This is a genomic window from Paraburkholderia bannensis NBRC 103871 (genome assembly GCF_000685015.1).
GTDB lineage: Bacteria > Pseudomonadota > Gammaproteobacteria > Burkholderiales > Burkholderiaceae > Paraburkholderia > Paraburkholderia bannensis.
This window is the reverse complement of record NZ_BAYA01000003.1, coordinates 15,815-30,696: the sequence shown is the minus strand read 5'-3', so window position 1 is coordinate 30,696 and position 14,882 is coordinate 15,815. Positions and strand designations below refer to the sequence as shown.

At 64.8% G+C, this 14,882-nt stretch carries 18 protein-coding genes; 6 read left to right on the top strand and 12 right to left on the bottom strand.

From position 1 onward, the window contains the following. Nucleotides 1-136 precede the first annotated feature (136 nt). Entirely contained in the window at nt 137-751 is a 615-nt protein-coding gene (locus tag BBA01S_RS03230; RefSeq protein ID WP_322787807.1) for a uracil-DNA glycosylase family protein, read from the top strand. Next, nucleotides 748-1,125: a DUF488 domain-containing protein gene (locus BBA01S_RS03225; RefSeq protein ID WP_027815162.1), complete on the top strand. Its 378-nt coding sequence runs from the start codon at nt 748-750 to the stop codon at nt 1,123-1,125. Before BBA01S_RS03230 ends, BBA01S_RS03225 begins: the two co-directional genes overlap by 4 nt. 18 nt (nt 1,126-1,143) lie before the next feature. Here the strand turns inward: BBA01S_RS03225 and BBA01S_RS03220 are convergent, their stop codons facing one another. Beyond that, nucleotides 1,144-2,466 (bottom strand): TIGR00366 family protein, encoded by a 1,323-nt coding sequence (locus BBA01S_RS03220; RefSeq protein ID WP_027815161.1) that lies wholly within the window; start codon nt 2,464-2,466, stop codon nt 1,144-1,146. A 296-nt stretch (nt 2,467-2,762) separates the two neighbouring features. Here BBA01S_RS03220 and BBA01S_RS39890 point away from each other — a divergent pair, with 296 nt between their 5' ends. After that, the gene (locus BBA01S_RS39890; protein ID WP_042295847.1) at nt 2,763-3,485 is read left to right on the top strand and encodes an SH3 domain-containing protein; all 723 of its coding nucleotides are present in this window, start codon (nt 2,763-2,765) and stop codon (nt 3,483-3,485) included. Between the two features lie 163 nt (nt 3,486-3,648). On the opposite strand, the gene BBA01S_RS47490 is transcribed toward BBA01S_RS39890, so the two are convergent. From BBA01S_RS47490 to BBA01S_RS39885, 8 genes are all read right to left on the bottom strand, one after another. Continuing rightward, nucleotides 3,649-3,810 (bottom strand): hypothetical protein, encoded by a 162-nt coding sequence (locus BBA01S_RS47490; protein WP_167335999.1) that lies wholly within the window; start codon nt 3,808-3,810, stop codon nt 3,649-3,651. 154 nt (nt 3,811-3,964) lie between these two features. After that, nucleotides 3,965-4,189, bottom strand: coding sequence for a hypothetical protein (locus tag BBA01S_RS03205; protein WP_027815160.1), 225 nt, complete (start codon nt 4,187-4,189; stop codon nt 3,965-3,967). A 273-nt stretch (nt 4,190-4,462) separates the two neighbouring features. Next, nucleotides 4,463-5,209 (bottom strand): acetoacetyl-CoA reductase, encoded by a 747-nt coding sequence (gene phbB / locus BBA01S_RS03200; RefSeq protein WP_027815159.1) that lies wholly within the window; start codon nt 5,207-5,209, stop codon nt 4,463-4,465. After that, nucleotides 5,199-5,690: a hypothetical protein gene (locus tag BBA01S_RS03195; protein ID WP_027815158.1), complete on the bottom strand. Its 492-nt coding sequence runs from the start codon at nt 5,688-5,690 to the stop codon at nt 5,199-5,201. The genes phbB and BBA01S_RS03195 overlap by 11 nt, the downstream gene beginning before the upstream one ends. Nucleotides 5,691-6,068: 378 nt before the next feature. Continuing rightward, entirely contained in the window at nt 6,069-6,533 is a 465-nt protein-coding gene (locus BBA01S_RS03190) for a universal stress protein (RefSeq protein ID WP_027815157.1), read from the bottom strand. 128 nt (nt 6,534-6,661) lie between these two features. Further along, nucleotides 6,662-7,648: a zinc-dependent alcohol dehydrogenase family protein gene (locus BBA01S_RS03185; RefSeq protein ID WP_027815156.1), complete on the bottom strand. Its 987-nt coding sequence runs from the start codon at nt 7,646-7,648 to the stop codon at nt 6,662-6,664. Between the two features lie 95 nt (nt 7,649-7,743). Then, nucleotides 7,744-8,715 carry a hypothetical protein gene (locus tag BBA01S_RS03180; RefSeq protein ID WP_027815155.1) on the bottom strand — a complete coding sequence of 324 codons (972 nt, stop codon included), beginning with the start codon at nt 8,713-8,715 and terminating at the stop codon, nt 7,744-7,746. A 176-nt stretch (nt 8,716-8,891) separates the two neighbouring features. Continuing rightward, nucleotides 8,892-9,287, bottom strand: coding sequence for a transposase (locus BBA01S_RS39885; RefSeq protein ID WP_052391660.1), 396 nt, complete (start codon nt 9,285-9,287; stop codon nt 8,892-8,894). 154 nt (nt 9,288-9,441) lie between these two features. On the opposite strand from BBA01S_RS39885, the gene BBA01S_RS03170 reads away from it, so the two are divergent. Continuing rightward, on the top strand, nt 9,442-10,290 hold the full coding sequence (locus BBA01S_RS03170; RefSeq protein WP_042295844.1) for a DUF72 domain-containing protein: 849 nt from the start codon (nt 9,442-9,444) through the stop codon (nt 10,288-10,290). Between the two features lie 31 nt (nt 10,291-10,321). Here the strand turns inward: BBA01S_RS03170 and BBA01S_RS39880 are convergent, their stop codons facing one another. Beyond that, nucleotides 10,322-10,897, bottom strand: a complete 576-nt coding sequence (locus BBA01S_RS39880; protein ID WP_245641408.1) for a TetR/AcrR family transcriptional regulator — start codon at nt 10,895-10,897, stop codon at nt 10,322-10,324. A gap of 137 nt (nt 10,898-11,034) precedes the next feature. Between BBA01S_RS39880 and BBA01S_RS03160 the strand changes: the two genes are divergently transcribed. Beyond that, nucleotides 11,035-11,358: a darcynin family protein gene (locus BBA01S_RS03160; protein WP_042295840.1), complete on the top strand. Its 324-nt coding sequence runs from the start codon at nt 11,035-11,037 to the stop codon at nt 11,356-11,358. Between the two features lie 72 nt (nt 11,359-11,430). Here BBA01S_RS03160 and BBA01S_RS03155 read toward each other — a convergent pair whose 3' ends face one another. After that, nucleotides 11,431-12,975, bottom strand: coding sequence for an RNA polymerase factor sigma-54 (locus BBA01S_RS03155; RefSeq protein WP_027815152.1), 1,545 nt, complete (start codon nt 12,973-12,975; stop codon nt 11,431-11,433). A 332-nt stretch (nt 12,976-13,307) separates the two neighbouring features. Between BBA01S_RS03155 and BBA01S_RS03150 the strand changes: the two genes are divergently transcribed. After that, nucleotides 13,308-13,652 carry a BON domain-containing protein gene (locus BBA01S_RS03150; protein ID WP_027815151.1) on the top strand — a complete coding sequence of 115 codons (345 nt, stop codon included), beginning with the start codon at nt 13,308-13,310 and terminating at the stop codon, nt 13,650-13,652. A gap of 128 nt (nt 13,653-13,780) precedes the next feature. Here BBA01S_RS03150 and BBA01S_RS03145 read toward each other — a convergent pair whose 3' ends face one another. Next, nucleotides 13,781-14,824, bottom strand: a complete 1,044-nt coding sequence (locus BBA01S_RS03145) for an aldo/keto reductase (RefSeq protein ID WP_027815150.1) — start codon at nt 14,822-14,824, stop codon at nt 13,781-13,783. Nucleotides 14,825-14,882: the final 58 nt, after the last annotated feature.

Here is a 14,882-nt window from a genome sequence, read left to right as displayed (position 1 = left end):
GAGGTTACAGGAAAACCCGAATACGGCTCGCGCGCGTGGCATCGCTGCGCTGCGCGCCGCGTTTGATAGACTGGGCCTCCCGCCTTCGCCTCGCCGCCATCGCGGCCAATCGTCCGCTGCTGTGTCGACCGCCCGCTTGCTCCCTCGTCTGCTCACCGAAATCCGCGCCTGCCGGGCGTGTGCGGACGCGCTGCCGCTTGGCCCGCGCCCGGTGCTGCAGGCCAGTGCGAGTTCGCGCCTCCTGATCGTCGGCCAAGCGCCGGGCGCGAAAGTGCATGCGAGCGGCATTGCGTGGGACGACGCCAGCGGCAAGCGGCTGCGTTCGTGGCTGGGCATCGACGCGGACGTCTTCTACGACGCCGCGCGCGTCGCCCTCGTGCCGATGGGTTTCTGCTATCCCGGCCGCGGCGGCAGCGGCGACAACCCGCCGCGCCCCGAATGCGCGGCCCTCTGGCACACGCGCCTTTTCGCGCTGCTGCCCAACGTGCAATTGACGCTGCTGGTCGGCCTGTACGCGCAGCGCTACGTGCTGGGCGAGCGGCGCAAAGCCACGCTCACCGGAACCGTCGCGGCGTGGCGGGAATACGGGCCGGCCATCGTGCCGCTGCCGCATCCCTCGCCGCGCAACCAGGGCTGGTTCAAGCATCATCCGTGGTTCGAGCAGGACGTGCTGCCCGCGCTGCGCGAGCGCGTGGCCGCAGCGATGGTCGTTGCGCCCGCAAGCATTCAAAAAAGGAGACTTCGAACATGAGCGAAGCGAAGATCGCGCTTCAGCGCGTCTACGAGCCGTTGCCCGAAGATGGCCAAAGGTGCTTTCTGGTGGATCGGTTATGGCCGCGCGGGATCAGCAAGGAAAAGCTCGCGGGCGTGACGTGGGCCAAGGACGTCGCGCCGGGCACGGCGCTGCGTCAGTGGTTTCACGCCAGCGAGAACGATCCGGCGCACTGGGAAGAATTCGAGCGGCGCTATCTGGCCGAACTGGACGCCAGGCACGATGCGTGGGCGCCGCTCGTCGAGGCCAGTCGCGCCGGGCCGATCACGCTGCTCTACGGCTCGCGCGACGCCGAACGCAATCACGCGATCGTATTGCGCGACTATCTGCTGAAAAAGCGGCGTCATCGATAGCGCCGCTATGGCACCTGGTCAGAACAGATAAAGCCCGGCGATGAACACCACACCCGAAAACAGCAACGTGGTCACGCAATAACCCATGATGTCGCGCACGCCAAGGCCCGCGATCGCAAGTGCGGGCAGCGCCCAGAACGGCTGCGCCATGTTCGTCCACGCCTCGCCGTAGGCAATCGCCATCGCCGACTTGCCAAGATCCGCGCCCAGCGCCTGCGCGGCGGGCATGACGAACGGCCCCTGCACGACCCAGTGGCCGCCGCCCGAAGGCACGGCGAAGTTGATGACCGCGGAACTCAGGAACGCGAGCAGCGGGAACGTATGCACATTGGCGATATCGACGAACCATTTCGTGATGACGCCCGCAAGGCCCGAGTGATCCATCAGCGCCTGGATGCCCGCATAGAACGGGAACTGGATCATGATGCCCGACGCACCCCGGGCCGCGCCCGCGACGGCGCGCGCATAGGCCATCGGCGTCTTGTGGAGCACCAGGCCCGCCGCGAGGAACACCAGGTTCACGGTGTCGATGTCGAGCGCGAAACCCTTGGTGTGAAAGCGAATGCCGAGAAACACCGCGCACAGCGCCGCGACCAGCAGCGAGAGCGCACGGCTTTCTTCGATGCGCTCGGCGAAGGTCGCGTCGGGGCCGAGCTTGCGCTCGACGGTGGGCGGATCTTCGAGCAACGCGGGATCGACCGACACCACGTCTTCGGGTTTGGGCATCATCAGGCGCACGAGAATCGGCAGCAGCACGATCAGCGCGATGGTGATGAACGCGTTATAGCCCGTAAAAATGGTGTGCGAAACGGGAATCAGGCCGATGGTCTTTTCCATCGGGTTGCCTTTGGTGGCCGCGACCAGCGGCACCGATCCCGACAGTCCGCCGTGCCACGTCAGAAAGCCCATATACGCGGCCGCGACCAGCAGCCGGTAGTCGGCGCCGCGCACGCGACGCGCCACTTCGCGCGAGAACATGGCGCCCAGCACAAGGCCGAAGCCCCAGTTGATGGCGCACGCGACCGCGCCCACGAAGGCCACCAGCATCACGCCCTGCCCCGGCGTGCGCGCACAGCTTGCGAGCGCCACGAGAAGGCGCTTGACCGGCGCCGAACTGGCCAGCGCGTGACCGGTGACGAGAATCAGCACCATCTGCATCGCGAACGCAAGCAGGTTCCAGAAACCCGAACCCCACATCATGATGAGCGCTTCGGGAGGCTGCGGCGTCAGCGCGAACGCCAGCACGAAGGTCACGACGGTCAAGAGAATGGCGAAGATGAGCGGATCCGGCAAAAACCGGTGCACCACGCCCGTGAAGAATCCCGCGATACGTTGAATCAATTGTCTGCTCCTGGTCTTTCTGTCTTTCTTTCTGATCTTTCTCGTTCCATTCGACGCTGTCATGCGATACGTCGCGCATGAACGCCGAGCCGCGATTCTTGCACAACAAGCTTTTTCGCGTGTGACACGGCTTCGCGCGCCTGTCGATTCTCCAATCCTGAAATATCCCGTGCTCCGTCGAGATTCGGCGAAATGATCCGTAACATGCGCAGCCGCGGCGAAAAACACTTATCTGCTACCTTACGGTTGATATCGCAATAATAATCACCAGGCAGTTCAACCACGGAGGAGCAGCGATGCGCAAGCAGCTCGTCGGTGCGGTGTTCGCCGGTCTGGCCGCGATGCTCGCGGCGCCGGTGCCAGCGCTCGCACAAAGCCAGGCGTTCACCAGCACGACCGTCAATCTCTACGCGGGGCCAGCGGGCGACTATCCCGTCGTGGCCCAGGTGCCAGGCGGCGTCTCGCTGTCCGTGATGGGCTGCGTGGCCGGCTATAGCTGGTGCGACGTGAGCCTGCCCGGCCTGCGCGGCTGGGTTTATGGCGGCTATCTTTCGTATCCGTACCAGGGCGCACGCGTGCCGCTGATGAACTACGGCGCGACCATCGGCCTGCCGATCCTCACGTTCTCGCTGGGCGCTTATTGGGGCAGCTACTACCGCGACCGGCCCTGGTACGGCAATCAAAGCCGCTGGAACCGCCATCCCGGGCCACGGCCTGGGCCGCCGCCCGCGCTCAGGCCGCCTTCGCATGGCGCGCGTCCGCCCGGCGGCAATCATGGCAACCACGGCAATCGCCCGGGCGCAGGCAACGGCAACCAGCACCGCCCGCCTGGCAACAATGGCGCGCGTCCGCCCGGCCAGGGCGGCGCAAGGCCGCCGGGCCAAGGTGGCGCGCGACCGCCTGGCAATAGCGGAGCGCGGCCACCGGGCCAGGGTGGCCGACCAGGCGGCGGAGGGGGTGGCGGTGGCGGAAATCGCCCGCCTGGCGGCGGTGGCGGCGGCGGACGTCCTGGCAACTGAGTCGCGCATGGCGCTGAGGCTGGCGGCTGTAGCGTGAGGCCCTGCTCACGCCGCCCAGGATCGCAATGACGCCTGGAAAACGTATGGATGACTAACTATTGAGTCAATAAAAAATGCCGCATCAAAATGCGGCATTTTTTATTGTTGCGCCAATCAGCGCATATCAATGCGCGCGGTGGCAAACGCGCACAGCGTGATGATTGTGATGCTCGACGTGGCAGACTTCGTGGTGATACGGCGCGGCGACCGCGACCAGCGGTGCGGCCAGTGCGGCGCAAAGCATCAGGGCGGACAGACGGGCGAACGGCTTGACAACGGCTTTCATGGACAGGCTCTCGGACAAAACAGCAGTGGATTAAAACCAGAGCCGGAACTGTATCGCAGAGTGCTCGACAATTAGTTACACGTTTGTAACGAGCGTAGCGCTGAATGTCGGGTACTTGACAGGAAAACAAACGCGCGCTGCCTTGCAACCCCGGTCAGTTCGCGCCCTGCCCCGACCGGCCGTACGGACTGTCGTGCGTAAGCCGCCGCAATAATTCCTGGCCGCGCGTCGTCAGGCGCAGCGCACGGCCGCTATCGTCGGCATCCATTTCGACGAGCTGGTAGCGCGCGAGCGCCATGAAATCGGCGTCGAATGTCTGGAGCGGCGCGTTAGCGTCGCGAATCAGCAGCAGCGCCGCCAGTTCGTGATGACTGAGCATCGTTTCTCTCCTGTTCGGATCTCACCGTACTGCCCAGCATAGCGGGCAAAACGTACAGTTTCGCTACAGTCGTGTTTCATCGCGTTACCACAGCATCATTGCGCCAACGGGAATGGTGAGTTGCGTGAAATCGACGTGACTCGACACGAAGATTTCGTGTCGATGGGATACCCGGAAATGGGCGCGAGCGCGCGATTGTTGCGCGCAGATATAAAGATCGGATTCCTGATGAATTGCGTCAGGCTTGCAGCCACTGCGCCGCAAGCCCCGCAATTAGTGCATATGCATACCACCGTTGACCGCGATATCCGCGCCGGTGATGAAACCCGCGTCGTCCGAGCACAGGAATGCGACCAGCGCGGCCACTTCCTCAGGCTTGCCCAAACGCCCCACGGGAATCTGCGGCAGGATACGCTGCTGCATCACGTCGGCAGGAACGGCCTCGACCATCTGCGTGGCCAGGTAGCCGGGCGACACGGTGTTCACCGTCACGCCCTTCTTCGCCACTTCGAGCGCCAGCGCCTTCGTGAAACCATGCAGCCCGGCTTTGGCCGCCGAGTAATTCGCCTGCCCGTAAGCGCCACGCGAGCCATTGACCGAGCCGATATTCACGACGCGCCCGAAGCCGCGTTCGATCATGCCGGCCACAAAGGGCTTGGTCACGTTGAAGATCGAGTCGAGGTTGGTGCGCATCACACTGTCCCAATCGGCCTTCGACATCTTGACGAAGCTGCGGTCGCAGGTAATGCCCGCGTTGTTCACCAGCACGTCGACACGGCCCAGGTCGGCCAGCACGCGCGTGGCGACATCCTGGCAGGCGTCGAAGTCGGCCACGTCCATCGCATACGCGCTGAAATGCCGCCCCGCCGCGCGCTCCGCTTCGAGCCACGCGGCCATGCGGTCGTTGCCCTTCGAGCAGGACAGCACCACGGTCATGCCTGCATCGGCCAGGCGCCGGCTGATCGCCGCGCCCAGGCCACCCATGCCGCCGGTGATAAAGGCGATCCGTTCAGCGGCCATGCTGGCCTCCCTGCGCGTGGGCTTGCGTGTCGAATGCTCCGCTGGCCGCCGACATCGCGCGCTGGAAGGCTGCCATCCACTCGCGCATGGGCTGCGCGGCGCCGACCTCGCCCGTTGCGGCCGCCGCCCCAGGTTGCAGGCTGGCCAACGTGTCCTGCCATTGCTGCATCAGGTCGCGCGCGGCATTGGCCCAGACGCCCGTCGCCTGCACGGTGGCAGCGGTATTTTCCTGCCATAGCGCCGCGCTTGCGACCAGATAGTCGCGCCAGACCGTCTGGCTTGCGGCGCCAAAATCGCTCCAGCTCTGCGCACTACGCAGCGATTCAAGCGTGGCCTCCAGCGCAACACGGTCGCGCGCCATGCGGCGTTGCAGCAGGCTGGCCGCCTGCTCGCGCCATTGCTGCTGTTGGACGAGCCATTGCAACGCAGCCGATGTGCCGTTGCGGTACGCATTGAACGCAGGATGGGAAGCATTGGTCATGGCGGATTTTCCTCTCGTCAGAGCTTGGCCAGACGCGCGACAGGGAGGCTGCCACGCAAATGCAACAGGGTTGCGTGGGTGTCGGCGTCAGGCGTTGAGCGGCTATAGGAATGCTGGATTCTGCGGCACCGCACAATCGCGCGGTGCGCAAATTGCAGCGCAGCAAATCGCGGTACATTGCGCGAATATTTCGGACTCCAGCGCAATTAATGGCCGCGAGTCCAAAGACACATCATAGGCACGATGGACGGCCTGTGCGCGCAGATCGCACCATCGCGCTTGATAAAAGTCCAATATCGAGATATTTAACCGGCACAAAATGCGCGTTGAATCTGACAGTGCCGTATATTTCTGATTAAACGGTGTAATTGGCGGCGCCTATTGCGTGGCTTTGGGTTCTTCCTCGCGCACGAGCATGACGGGGCGGTCGGCCATGCGCAGGAACGACTCGGCCACGCTGCCGATCAACAGCCGTTTGACACCTGACAAGCCGCGCGTGCCCAGCACGACGAGATCCACCTCCTCTTCGGCGGCAATGCGATGGATCACGGCGGCGACCTCCTCGCCGCTCGAATCGACGGCGCGCGTCGTGCCGGAAATGCCGGCTTGCGCGAACACGCTCTTCGCTTCGTCGAGCGCCGCGGTCGCGGCATCGACCTCGGCGGACTGGCGCGTCTGCTCTTCGGCAAAACCCGTGCTGATATCGACGAGGCGTGAAGGATGCTGCACCACGCACAGCGCCTGCACCGTGCCACCCGTGGCTTTGGCGACCTTGACGGCTTCGTCGAGCGCGCGGTGCGAGCTGCGGCTGCCGTCGATCGCCACCAGAATCTGCTTGTACATGCTGACCTCCCGGGCTTAGCCCATGATCGAAATGCCTGCGATTCCTGAATTCGTGACTGCGCTTTTATAGATAAGGCCAAATTCGGGCGCCACGGTGCGGCGTGGAGTCGCCGTGCGCCGGAAGGTCTTCATCGCATCGTCAGCACGGCTGCACCGGTCAGGCGGCCCGCGCGCAGATCGGCGAGCGCGTCGTTGGCGCGTGAAAGCGGATAGGCCGTGGTCTCGATTTCGAGCGTGTGGCGCGCGGCGATGGCCATGAAAGTCGCGCCGTCTTCGCGCGTGAGATTCGCCACCGAGACGAGGCGACGCTCCTCCCAGAGCCACGCATAGGGAAACGAAGGGATGTCGCTCATGTGAATGCCGCCGCAGACGACGATACCGCCCTTCGTCACCGCGCGTAGCGCCGCAGGCACGAGTGCACCAACCGGCGCGAACAGCAGGGCCGCGTCGAGCGGCTCGGGTGGCGTCTGGTCGCTGCCGCCCGCCCATGCGGCGCCAAGCCGCCGCGCAAAGCGCTGGGCGTCGTCGTCGCCGGGACGGGTGAACGCGTAGACCGTGCGTCCCTGATGGCGCGCGACCTGCGCGACGATATGCGCGGCCGCGCCAAATCCATAAATGCCGATGCGAGCCGCATCGCCCGCGAGCACAAGCGTGCGATAGCCGATCAGCCCTGCGCACAGCAGCGGCGCGGCCTGAACGTCGCTGTACTGGCGCGGCAGGTGAAAGCAGTAATGCGCATCGGCGACCACGCGCTCGGCATAGCCGCCATCACGCGTGTAGCCCGTGAAAGCGGGCGCATCGCAAAGGTTCTCGCGGCCCGCGAGGCAGAAGCGGCAATGCCCGCAGGTGTGGCCAAGCCACGGCACGCCCACGCGGTCGCCCGGCGCGAAACCGGTCACGCCCGCGCCCAGCGCGGCCACGACGCCAACGATTTCGTGACCGGGAATCACCGGGCGCTTCGGCTCGCTCAAGTCGCCGTCGACGATATGCAGGTCGGTGCGGCACACGCCGCAGGCATGCACGTCGATCAGCAGTTCGCCCGCCCGGGGAGCCGGATCGGGCCGCTGCGTCTCGTGCAATACCGGACTCGATCCGTCGAACAGCATCGCTCGCATCGTCGGCCTCCTCGCGTTGCGCATCGGAAATTCAGCGCGCTTTTCATGTTACGCGGTCGGCTGGCGTGGCGCAGCGACGTGGGCAGACGGGGCAATCAGCGCGACGCAGCCCGCCCGAACACGCGTGCAAACGCAGAGACAAACTGGTCGAGCCGCGTCGAATCGAGACAGTCGATGCCGGCTGCGCCCACCCGGCCGTTGCCGCCGGGGAACCCACGGCAGAGCTCGTCCGCGCCGCGCGGGCTTTCGAGCGGTGCGCGCACGCTGACGGCGTAGTTGCCGTCGGCGTTGACGCTGAGTACGGCATGAGCGTGGCCCGGTTCGCCGATCGCAAGCGCGTTGGCGAACACGCCGCGCACCCGGCGCGCCCAGGGTTCGTCGGGCAGCACGCAGACGCTGCCGTATTGCAGCGCGATCAGCGGCGTGATTTCGTGGGCCCGCGCGAGGTCGTCGTCGCGGCAGGAAGCCAGGCGCTCCAGCAAGGGTTCGCCGGCGATGAAATCGAACGGATTGGCGTAGGGCTTGATCGCCTCGTAGAGCGCAGCAGGCGCAATGAACAGGTCATCGACGCTATCGCCATAGGCGTTGTAGTTGATCGATTCGCCGAGTTCGCACAGCTGCTCGATCTGCTCTTCCGGCAGCCCCTCCTTTTCCGCGAGCTCGCGCGCGGTTTTCGGCAGGTTGTCGCCGAACGCCGCCGCGATGGCCCAAAGGCGATACTTGCCCTGCAAATGGCGATCGACCAGCACGCTCGTGCAGACCTGCGCCGTGGTGTCGATGTGCGCCATGAGGTTGACGTTCATCGGCAGGTCGCCGGCGTGATGGTGGTCGAAGTATTCGACGTGAATGTCCTGCTCAAGCAGCGCACAGACTGCGGCGCGATTGGTGTCGAAGGAGATGTCGAGCACCGTGAGCGAGTCGCCGGCCTTGGCCTGCACGCGCTTGACGAGCGCGATGTCGCGTTTCGCGCCCGTGATCAACGTGGCCTCGCGCGGCCGGGCGAGGCGAAGCTGGTGGAGCGCGCAGATGCCGTCCGCGTCGCCATTGAATACGTCGAAATGCGCCATGTCCACTTGGTTCCGTTGCGTTGAGCCTCACAGTATCGCGCACCGGTGGCCATTCCCACAAAGGTCGAATGAGATCGCCACGCATTTCAGAATGCAAAAACAATGCAAAACGGGCAGCGGACTTATGATCCGCTGCCCGTCCGGTGTGTCAGACAGTTCCGCTAGTCAGCCGGCGCTCAGGTGCGCGCGAGCGGCCAGCGCAACGAGAACGCGACCGGGAAACGCGGCGCACGGCGGCCGGCGGGGGCGCGCCACGGCTGCATGCGCGCATTCATGGCCGCACACATCGCCAGGCCTTCGTCACCATAGAGGCGTTCCATGGCCTGTTGCACGAGGCCCGCATCGAACCACACCTTGAAGCGGCGATGGCAGGTGCGGAAGTCAGGGTAGCGCTCGGGCAGCTTGGCCCAGACCGAACCGGTCGAAAGCACCCACAGGATCGCTTCGAACACGGCGCGCGGGCAATGGGCCGGACGGCCGCGGCGCGGGCCGCTGGAGCGAATGTCGTTAAAGAGCGGTTCGACGCTGCGCCATTGCGCGTCGTTCAGCTCGCGAGGAGGACGAGACTGCATCTGATATCCCAAGTGAGGTTGTCTTACACACAACGACTAAATTAGCCTCACGTCACTGCGAAAAATATCGGACTATGCCTAAAACGCTCTCAAAATCCGCTGCCGCACGGGCCGCGCTAAACTGCCGCATCTCCGGATCGATGGCGCATAACCGATGACTCGCTCCCCTGCTTCGTCCTCCGCATCGCCCAGCAAAACCGGCCGCATCCGTGTCGGCATAGGCGGCTGGATCTACGCGCCGTGGCGCGGCACGTTCTATCCCGAAGGCCTCGCGCAACGCCTCGAACTCGAATACGCGAGCCGTCACTTGAGCACGCTGGAAATCAACAGCACTTATTACGGCGCGCAAAAGCCCGCGAGCTTCCAGCGCTGGCACGACGAAACACCGGATGATTTCGTTTTCTCGCTGAAAGGCCCGCGCTTCGCCATGAATCGCCGCGTGCTGGCCGAGGCAGGCGCATCGATCGAGCGCTTCCTCACGGGCGGCCTGCTGAATCTGGGCCACAAGCTCGGCCCGATCAACTGGCAACTGATGCCCGGCAAGCAGTTCGATCCCGAGGACTACGCACGATTTCTCGAACTATTGCCCGATGAAGTCGAGGGACGTGCGCTGCGTCATGCGCTGGAAGTGCGTCATGAGAGCTTCCGCACGCCGGAGTTCGTCGCGCTGGCGCGCAAGCGCGGAGCGGCAATCGTGGTGTCGGGCGATTCCGATTATCCGCAGATCGCGGACGCTTCTGCCCCATTCGTCTACGCCCGCATCATGGGCACGGCCGCCAGTCGCAAGGCGGGCTATGGCCCCGCCGATCTCGACCGCTGGGTCGAACGCGCGCTCGCATGGGCGCAAGGCGGCACGCCCGATGACCTCGACACCTTCGGCAAGCCGCTTGCGGCGAAGGCGGGCCGCGACGTCTATCTCTACGTGATCAGCGGTCACAAGGCCCACAATCCCGCCGCCGCGATGGCGCTGATCGAGCGCCTGCGCAAGCGCGGCGCGCACTAACGCTCATGCCCGCGGACGCGCGCCGATACGCTCAGCGCGGCATTTCGCTGCGCCAGAGATAGCCGACCACGGCGCGCGTCGCCCGTTCTTCCAGCGCGGCCGCATCGGTTTCTCCACGCGCGCCGGCCATGTCCACCATGCCGCGTACCATCGCGAACACATCGAAGGCCGCCGTCGACGGATCGTCGAGCCGCGGGGCATCGGCCTGCGCGAACGCGCGCATGAGCGTCGCGTGAATGCGATCGCCGATGCGCGCTTCCCGATCGCCGAGCGGCAAGCGCTCCTCCTCGAAATCGAGCAGGCGTGCGAGCGCGGGCCGCTGCATCTGATGTGCCACCGACGCCCGGATCAAACCGAGCAACGCCGCTTCGCAACTCTGCGCCGCGCCCGCCTGTTCCAGCGCGGCGAGCAGCGGCGCGCTCTCGCGTTCGATCAGCGCGGCCGTGAGCGCATCGCGATTCGGGAAGTACTGATAGAGCGAGCCGACGCTCACGCCGGCACGCTCGGCGATGGCGTTGGTCGTGTAGTGAGCGAAGCCACTGTGCTCCAGAATGCGAGCCGCCGCTTCGAGAATGGCATCGACGGTGGCCGTCGAGCGGCGCTGCATCGGCTGTTTGCGCGCGTCTAGCGGGGCTGGGCGGCGACGGGCGCGAGGGGTGGGCGTCATAGTCGGAATGCGAGTATCGAATGTGAGCAAACGCTCGTATTCTAACCACACGTTCAACCGACCAGGAAATCGCCGAAATGAATGCCACTTTCCAACCCGCCCTGACCGTTTTCATGCTCGTGAAGAGCCTGCCCGTGTGGCTCGAATTGTCCGCTGACGCACGGCAAAACGCATTGCGCGAACATGTCATGCCCCTGCTCGAACGCCATCGCGAGCACGTTCGCCTGCGCTTGTACGATGTGGAGTTTTACGCCGCGCGTGTCACCGACGTCTGGATGTGGGAGGCGGAAAGTCATCAGGCCTACGAACAATTAGTCGAGGCGTTGCGCGACACGCCCTTCTGGGAGCGCTATTTCCAGATCGTCGAGATCTTGCCGGGCGTGGAGGCTAACCACCTCTGACGCAACGGATGCAAAAAAGCGCACGGGATCGCACCCGTGCGCTTATTCCGGGAGGGCTACGCGTAACGCTCTTTAAATCTGCCGACGCATTTCCGCCGCAGGCAGCTTCATCATCTGCCGATACTTCGTGACCGTGCGACGCGCGACGCGCACGCCCTGCTTTTCCAGTTCCTGCGTGAGCACGACGTCCGAAAGCGGGTCGCGCGGATTTTCAGCGTCGATCATTTCCTTGATCAACGCGCGCACCGCCGCCGCCGAGCACGTACCGCCCGTACGCGTTTCCAGTTCACGCGGGAAGAAACGCTTGAATTCGAAGATGCCGCGCGGCGTGGCCATGTACTTGTTGCCCGTCGCGCGCGAGACCGTCGATTCGTGCAGGCCGAGTTCGTCGGCGACATCGCGCAGCAGCATCGGGCGCAACGCGATTTCACCGTACTGGAAGAACGCCTTCTGACGCGCGACGATGCATTCGCCCACGCGCAGAATCGTTTCGCAACGCTTGTGTGCATTGCGGATCAGCCAGCGTGCTTCCTGCAACTGCTGCGCGAGCGGCGAGCGGCTGGTTTGATCGGAGCGCGCGAACATTTCGGCGTAAAGCTTGTGGATGCGCGCACGCGGCTCGATGGCCGGATTCACGGTCACGACCCACTTGCCGCGCACCTGACGCACGATCACATCGGGGATCACATAGCCGCCGTCGGCGCGGCCATAGTGGTTGCCCGGCTTCGGATCGAGCTTGCGCACGAGCGCGGTCGCCGCCTGCAACGCGGTCGCATCGCAGCCCAACTGGCGTTGCAGTTCGCCGTTTTCGCGGCGCGCAAGACGCTCCAGATGATGCGTGACGATCTGGAGCGCCAGCTCGCGATGCGGCGTGTCGGCGGACATGGCTTCCAGCTGCAGCGCGAGACACTCGGACAGCGAGCGGGCGCCAATGCCCGGACGATCGAGCATCTGCACGACGCGCAGCGCCACGCGCAGATGGTCTTCGTCGAGGATATCGGCGACGCCTTCGAGTTCGACCAGATCGGCCAGTTCCTGGCGCAGGTAGCCATCGTCGTCGAGCGCCTCGATCACGATTTGCGCAGCGGCGCGATCGAGCTCGGCGAGCGGCGAAAGACGCAGCGCTTCGTGCAACTGGTCGCGCAGCGAGACCGGCACGCGCACCCAGTCGGACGCTTCGGAATCACCGTCATCCGAGCCGCGATAGGTCGACGAGCGCAACGTGCCCGACGACGGCATATCGGCCGTATAGCCGCCGCCGTCGTCCTGGTAGCCCGAGCTTTCGTCGCCATAGTTACCCGGCTCGTCGCTGTAGCTCGACGTTTCCTGCGCCACGCCGCCGTCCATGGCCCCTTCGATGCCGCCGCCCGGCACGTCGGCGAGCGCCGCCGGCGCTTCGTTGGCCGCCGCGCCGATGCCTGCCGCGCCTTCAGCGGCCTCGGCCGCTTCGCCCGTCTCCGAGGCAGGCGGCACGTATTCAAGGAACGGATTGGTGTCGAGCGCTTCGCGCAGTTCCTGCTGGAATTCGAGCGACGAGAGCTGCAACAGGCGTACGGCCTGCTGGAGACGCGGCGTCAGCGCCAGATGCTGGCGCGTTTGTAACGCGATGGAAGGCATGGCAGTCCCGTTCTTGAGAATGTGGAGTAATGCGACCTTCTATGCAACACCCATGCCAGTTTTTACAAACGCTTGTTTTGTAACGGGATCGAGGCTTGCGGCAGCGTAAATCACCTCCTGTCGATCGAACTATCGACAGACGTTTTTACAATCACGCGGAAAAATTGCGTGCCCGATGATCGGCGCGGCGGGTGGCTCGCGTTGTTTCGGATCTGATGGAGTGTTCGCGTTCGATCCCTGTGCTGTCGGGGCATGAGCGACATGAACACCCAGCGCGGCACGCACCTTGCGGTATCGCAGCTCGATCATCAACTCACACAAGGAGAACCCTCATGAAGCGCACTCTGATGCTCAAGACCGCCGCCGGTGTGGCCTGCATGACCTTCGCGCTGATGGCTGGCGCACAGACGAACTCTGCTGCGCCCGCCGCGGGCAGCTCGGAAAGCGTGGGCCAACACGTGGACGACGCAACCATCACCACCAAGGTGAAGGCTGAACTGCTCGGCGCGAAAAACGTGAAGTCCGAGCACATTCACGTGAAGACCCGCAAGGGCATCGTCTCGCTGACCGGCACGGTGCCGAGCGCCGAGGATCGCGACAACGCCAAGCAGGTGGTGGAAGGCGTGTCGGGCGTCGACTCGGTCAAGAACCACCTGAAGGTGGTGGCGGCGCAATAACACGCGCGGCTTATTTATTCGGTTTAGTTCTGCGGTGTAGTTCTGTAGCACTTCTCGCTCAGGAAACGCGCGGCTCAACAACCGCGCGTTTTCTTTTGTCGTTTCTTTTTGTCGCTTTTTTTTGCCGCTCAGCGCTCTGCCTGCTTCAACTGCTCGCGCCGCGCGTCGCCCTGACGTGCCAGCATCCAGCCCGGATACTCCGCGGGCAGGCCGCTCACATCGTCCAGAATCGCCAGTTCCTCGGTCGTCAGCTTGACCTTGGTGGCGGCGATGTTGTCGTCGAGCTGGTCGACGCGTTTGGCGCCCACGATCACCGTCGTCACCGCGCGCTGGTGCAGCAGCCACGCAAGCGCAATCTGCGCCACCGACACGCCCTTTTTCTCCGCAATCGGCCGCATCGCGTCGATGCAGTCCCACGCGCGCTCGCGCTCCACCGGCGGGAAATCGAAGGTCGTGCGGCGGCTGCCCGCCTCGCCCTGCTGGTCGCGGCCATACTTGCCGCTCAGCAAGCCGCCGGCAAGCGGGCTCCACACCATCAGGCCCACGCCTTCGCTCGCGAGCATCGGCACGATCTCGCGCTCCAGGTCGCGGCCCGCGATCGTGTAATAGGCCTGCAGCGACTCGAAGCGCGCGAGGCCATGATGATGCGCAATGCCGAGCGCCTTCATGATCTGCCACGCGGCCCAGTTCGACACGCCCACGTAGCGCACGTGGCCCTGCTGCACGAGCGTATCGAACGCGCGCACCGTTTCCTCGATCGGCGTGGCCGGGTCGAAGCCGTGGATCTGGTAGAGGTCGATATGGTCGAGTTGCAGGCGCTTGAGGCTCGCCTTGACGCCTTCCATGATGTGATAGCGCGTCGCGCCGCGCTGATTGGGCGACGGCCCCATTTCGCCGAGCACCTTGGTCGCGACCACGACCTGGTCGCGCACGACCTTGAGGTTCTTGAGCGCCTGGCCGGTGATCTGTTCGGAGACGCCCTGGGAATAGACGTCGGCGGTATCGATGAAATTGATGCCGGCGTCGAGCGCGCGGCCAACGAGGCGTTCGGCGTCGGCCTGCTGCAGGTCGCCGATCTGGTTCCAGATGCCGGCGCCGCCGCCGAACGTCATGGTGCCGAGACACAGCTCGGAAACGAACAGGCCGGTGCGGCCGAGTGGGTTGTATCGCATGGGGCAACTCCGTCGAGGATCGAGGGAACATCGAAGGGACATCCAGCGGGGCGAGCAT

What these genes read in the sequence shown, in the direction of transcription:
- BBA01S_RS03225 (WP_027815162.1), top strand. Translation starts at nt 748, where the DNA reads ATGAGCGAAGCGAAGATCGCGCTTCAGCGCGTCTACGAGCCGTTGCCC.
- BBA01S_RS39890 (WP_042295847.1), top strand. Translation starts at nt 2,763, where the DNA reads ATGCGCAAGCAGCTCGTCGGTGCGGTGTTCGCCGGTCTGGCCGCGATG.
- BBA01S_RS47490 (WP_167335999.1), bottom strand. Translation starts at nt 3,810, where the DNA reads ATGAAAGCCGTTGTCAAGCCGTTCGCCCGTCTGTCCGCCCTGATGCTT.
- BBA01S_RS03205 (WP_027815160.1), bottom strand. Translation starts at nt 4,189, where the DNA reads ATGCTCAGTCATCACGAACTGGCGGCGCTGCTGCTGATTCGCGACGCT.
- phbB (WP_027815159.1), bottom strand. Translation starts at nt 5,209, where the DNA reads ATGGCCGCTGAACGGATCGCCTTTATCACCGGCGGCATGGGTGGCCTG.
- BBA01S_RS03195 (WP_027815158.1), bottom strand. Translation starts at nt 5,690, where the DNA reads ATGACCAATGCTTCCCATCCTGCGTTCAATGCGTACCGCAACGGCACA.
- BBA01S_RS03190 (WP_027815157.1), bottom strand. Translation starts at nt 6,533, where the DNA reads ATGTACAAGCAGATTCTGGTGGCGATCGACGGCAGCCGCAGCTCGCAC.
- BBA01S_RS03185 (WP_027815156.1), bottom strand. Translation starts at nt 7,648, where the DNA reads ATGCGAGCGATGCTGTTCGACGGATCGAGTCCGGTATTGCACGAGACG.
- BBA01S_RS03180 (WP_027815155.1), bottom strand. Translation starts at nt 8,715, where the DNA reads ATGGCGCATTTCGACGTATTCAATGGCGACGCGGACGGCATCTGCGCG.
- BBA01S_RS39885 (WP_052391660.1), bottom strand. Translation starts at nt 9,287, where the DNA reads ATGCAGTCTCGTCCTCCTCGCGAGCTGAACGACGCGCAATGGCGCAGC.
- BBA01S_RS03170 (WP_042295844.1), top strand. Translation starts at nt 9,442, where the DNA reads ATGACTCGCTCCCCTGCTTCGTCCTCCGCATCGCCCAGCAAAACCGGC.
- BBA01S_RS39880 (WP_245641408.1), bottom strand. Translation starts at nt 10,897, where the DNA reads ATGCAGCGCCGCTCGACGGCCACCGTCGATGCCATTCTCGAAGCGGCG.
- BBA01S_RS03160 (WP_042295840.1), top strand. Translation starts at nt 11,035, where the DNA reads ATGAATGCCACTTTCCAACCCGCCCTGACCGTTTTCATGCTCGTGAAG.
- BBA01S_RS03155 (WP_027815152.1), bottom strand. Translation starts at nt 12,975, where the DNA reads ATGCCTTCCATCGCGTTACAAACGCGCCAGCATCTGGCGCTGACGCCG.
- BBA01S_RS03150 (WP_027815151.1), top strand. Translation starts at nt 13,308, where the DNA reads ATGAAGCGCACTCTGATGCTCAAGACCGCCGCCGGTGTGGCCTGCATG.
- BBA01S_RS03145 (WP_027815150.1), bottom strand. Translation starts at nt 14,824, where the DNA reads ATGCGATACAACCCACTCGGCCGCACCGGCCTGTTCGTTTCCGAGCTG.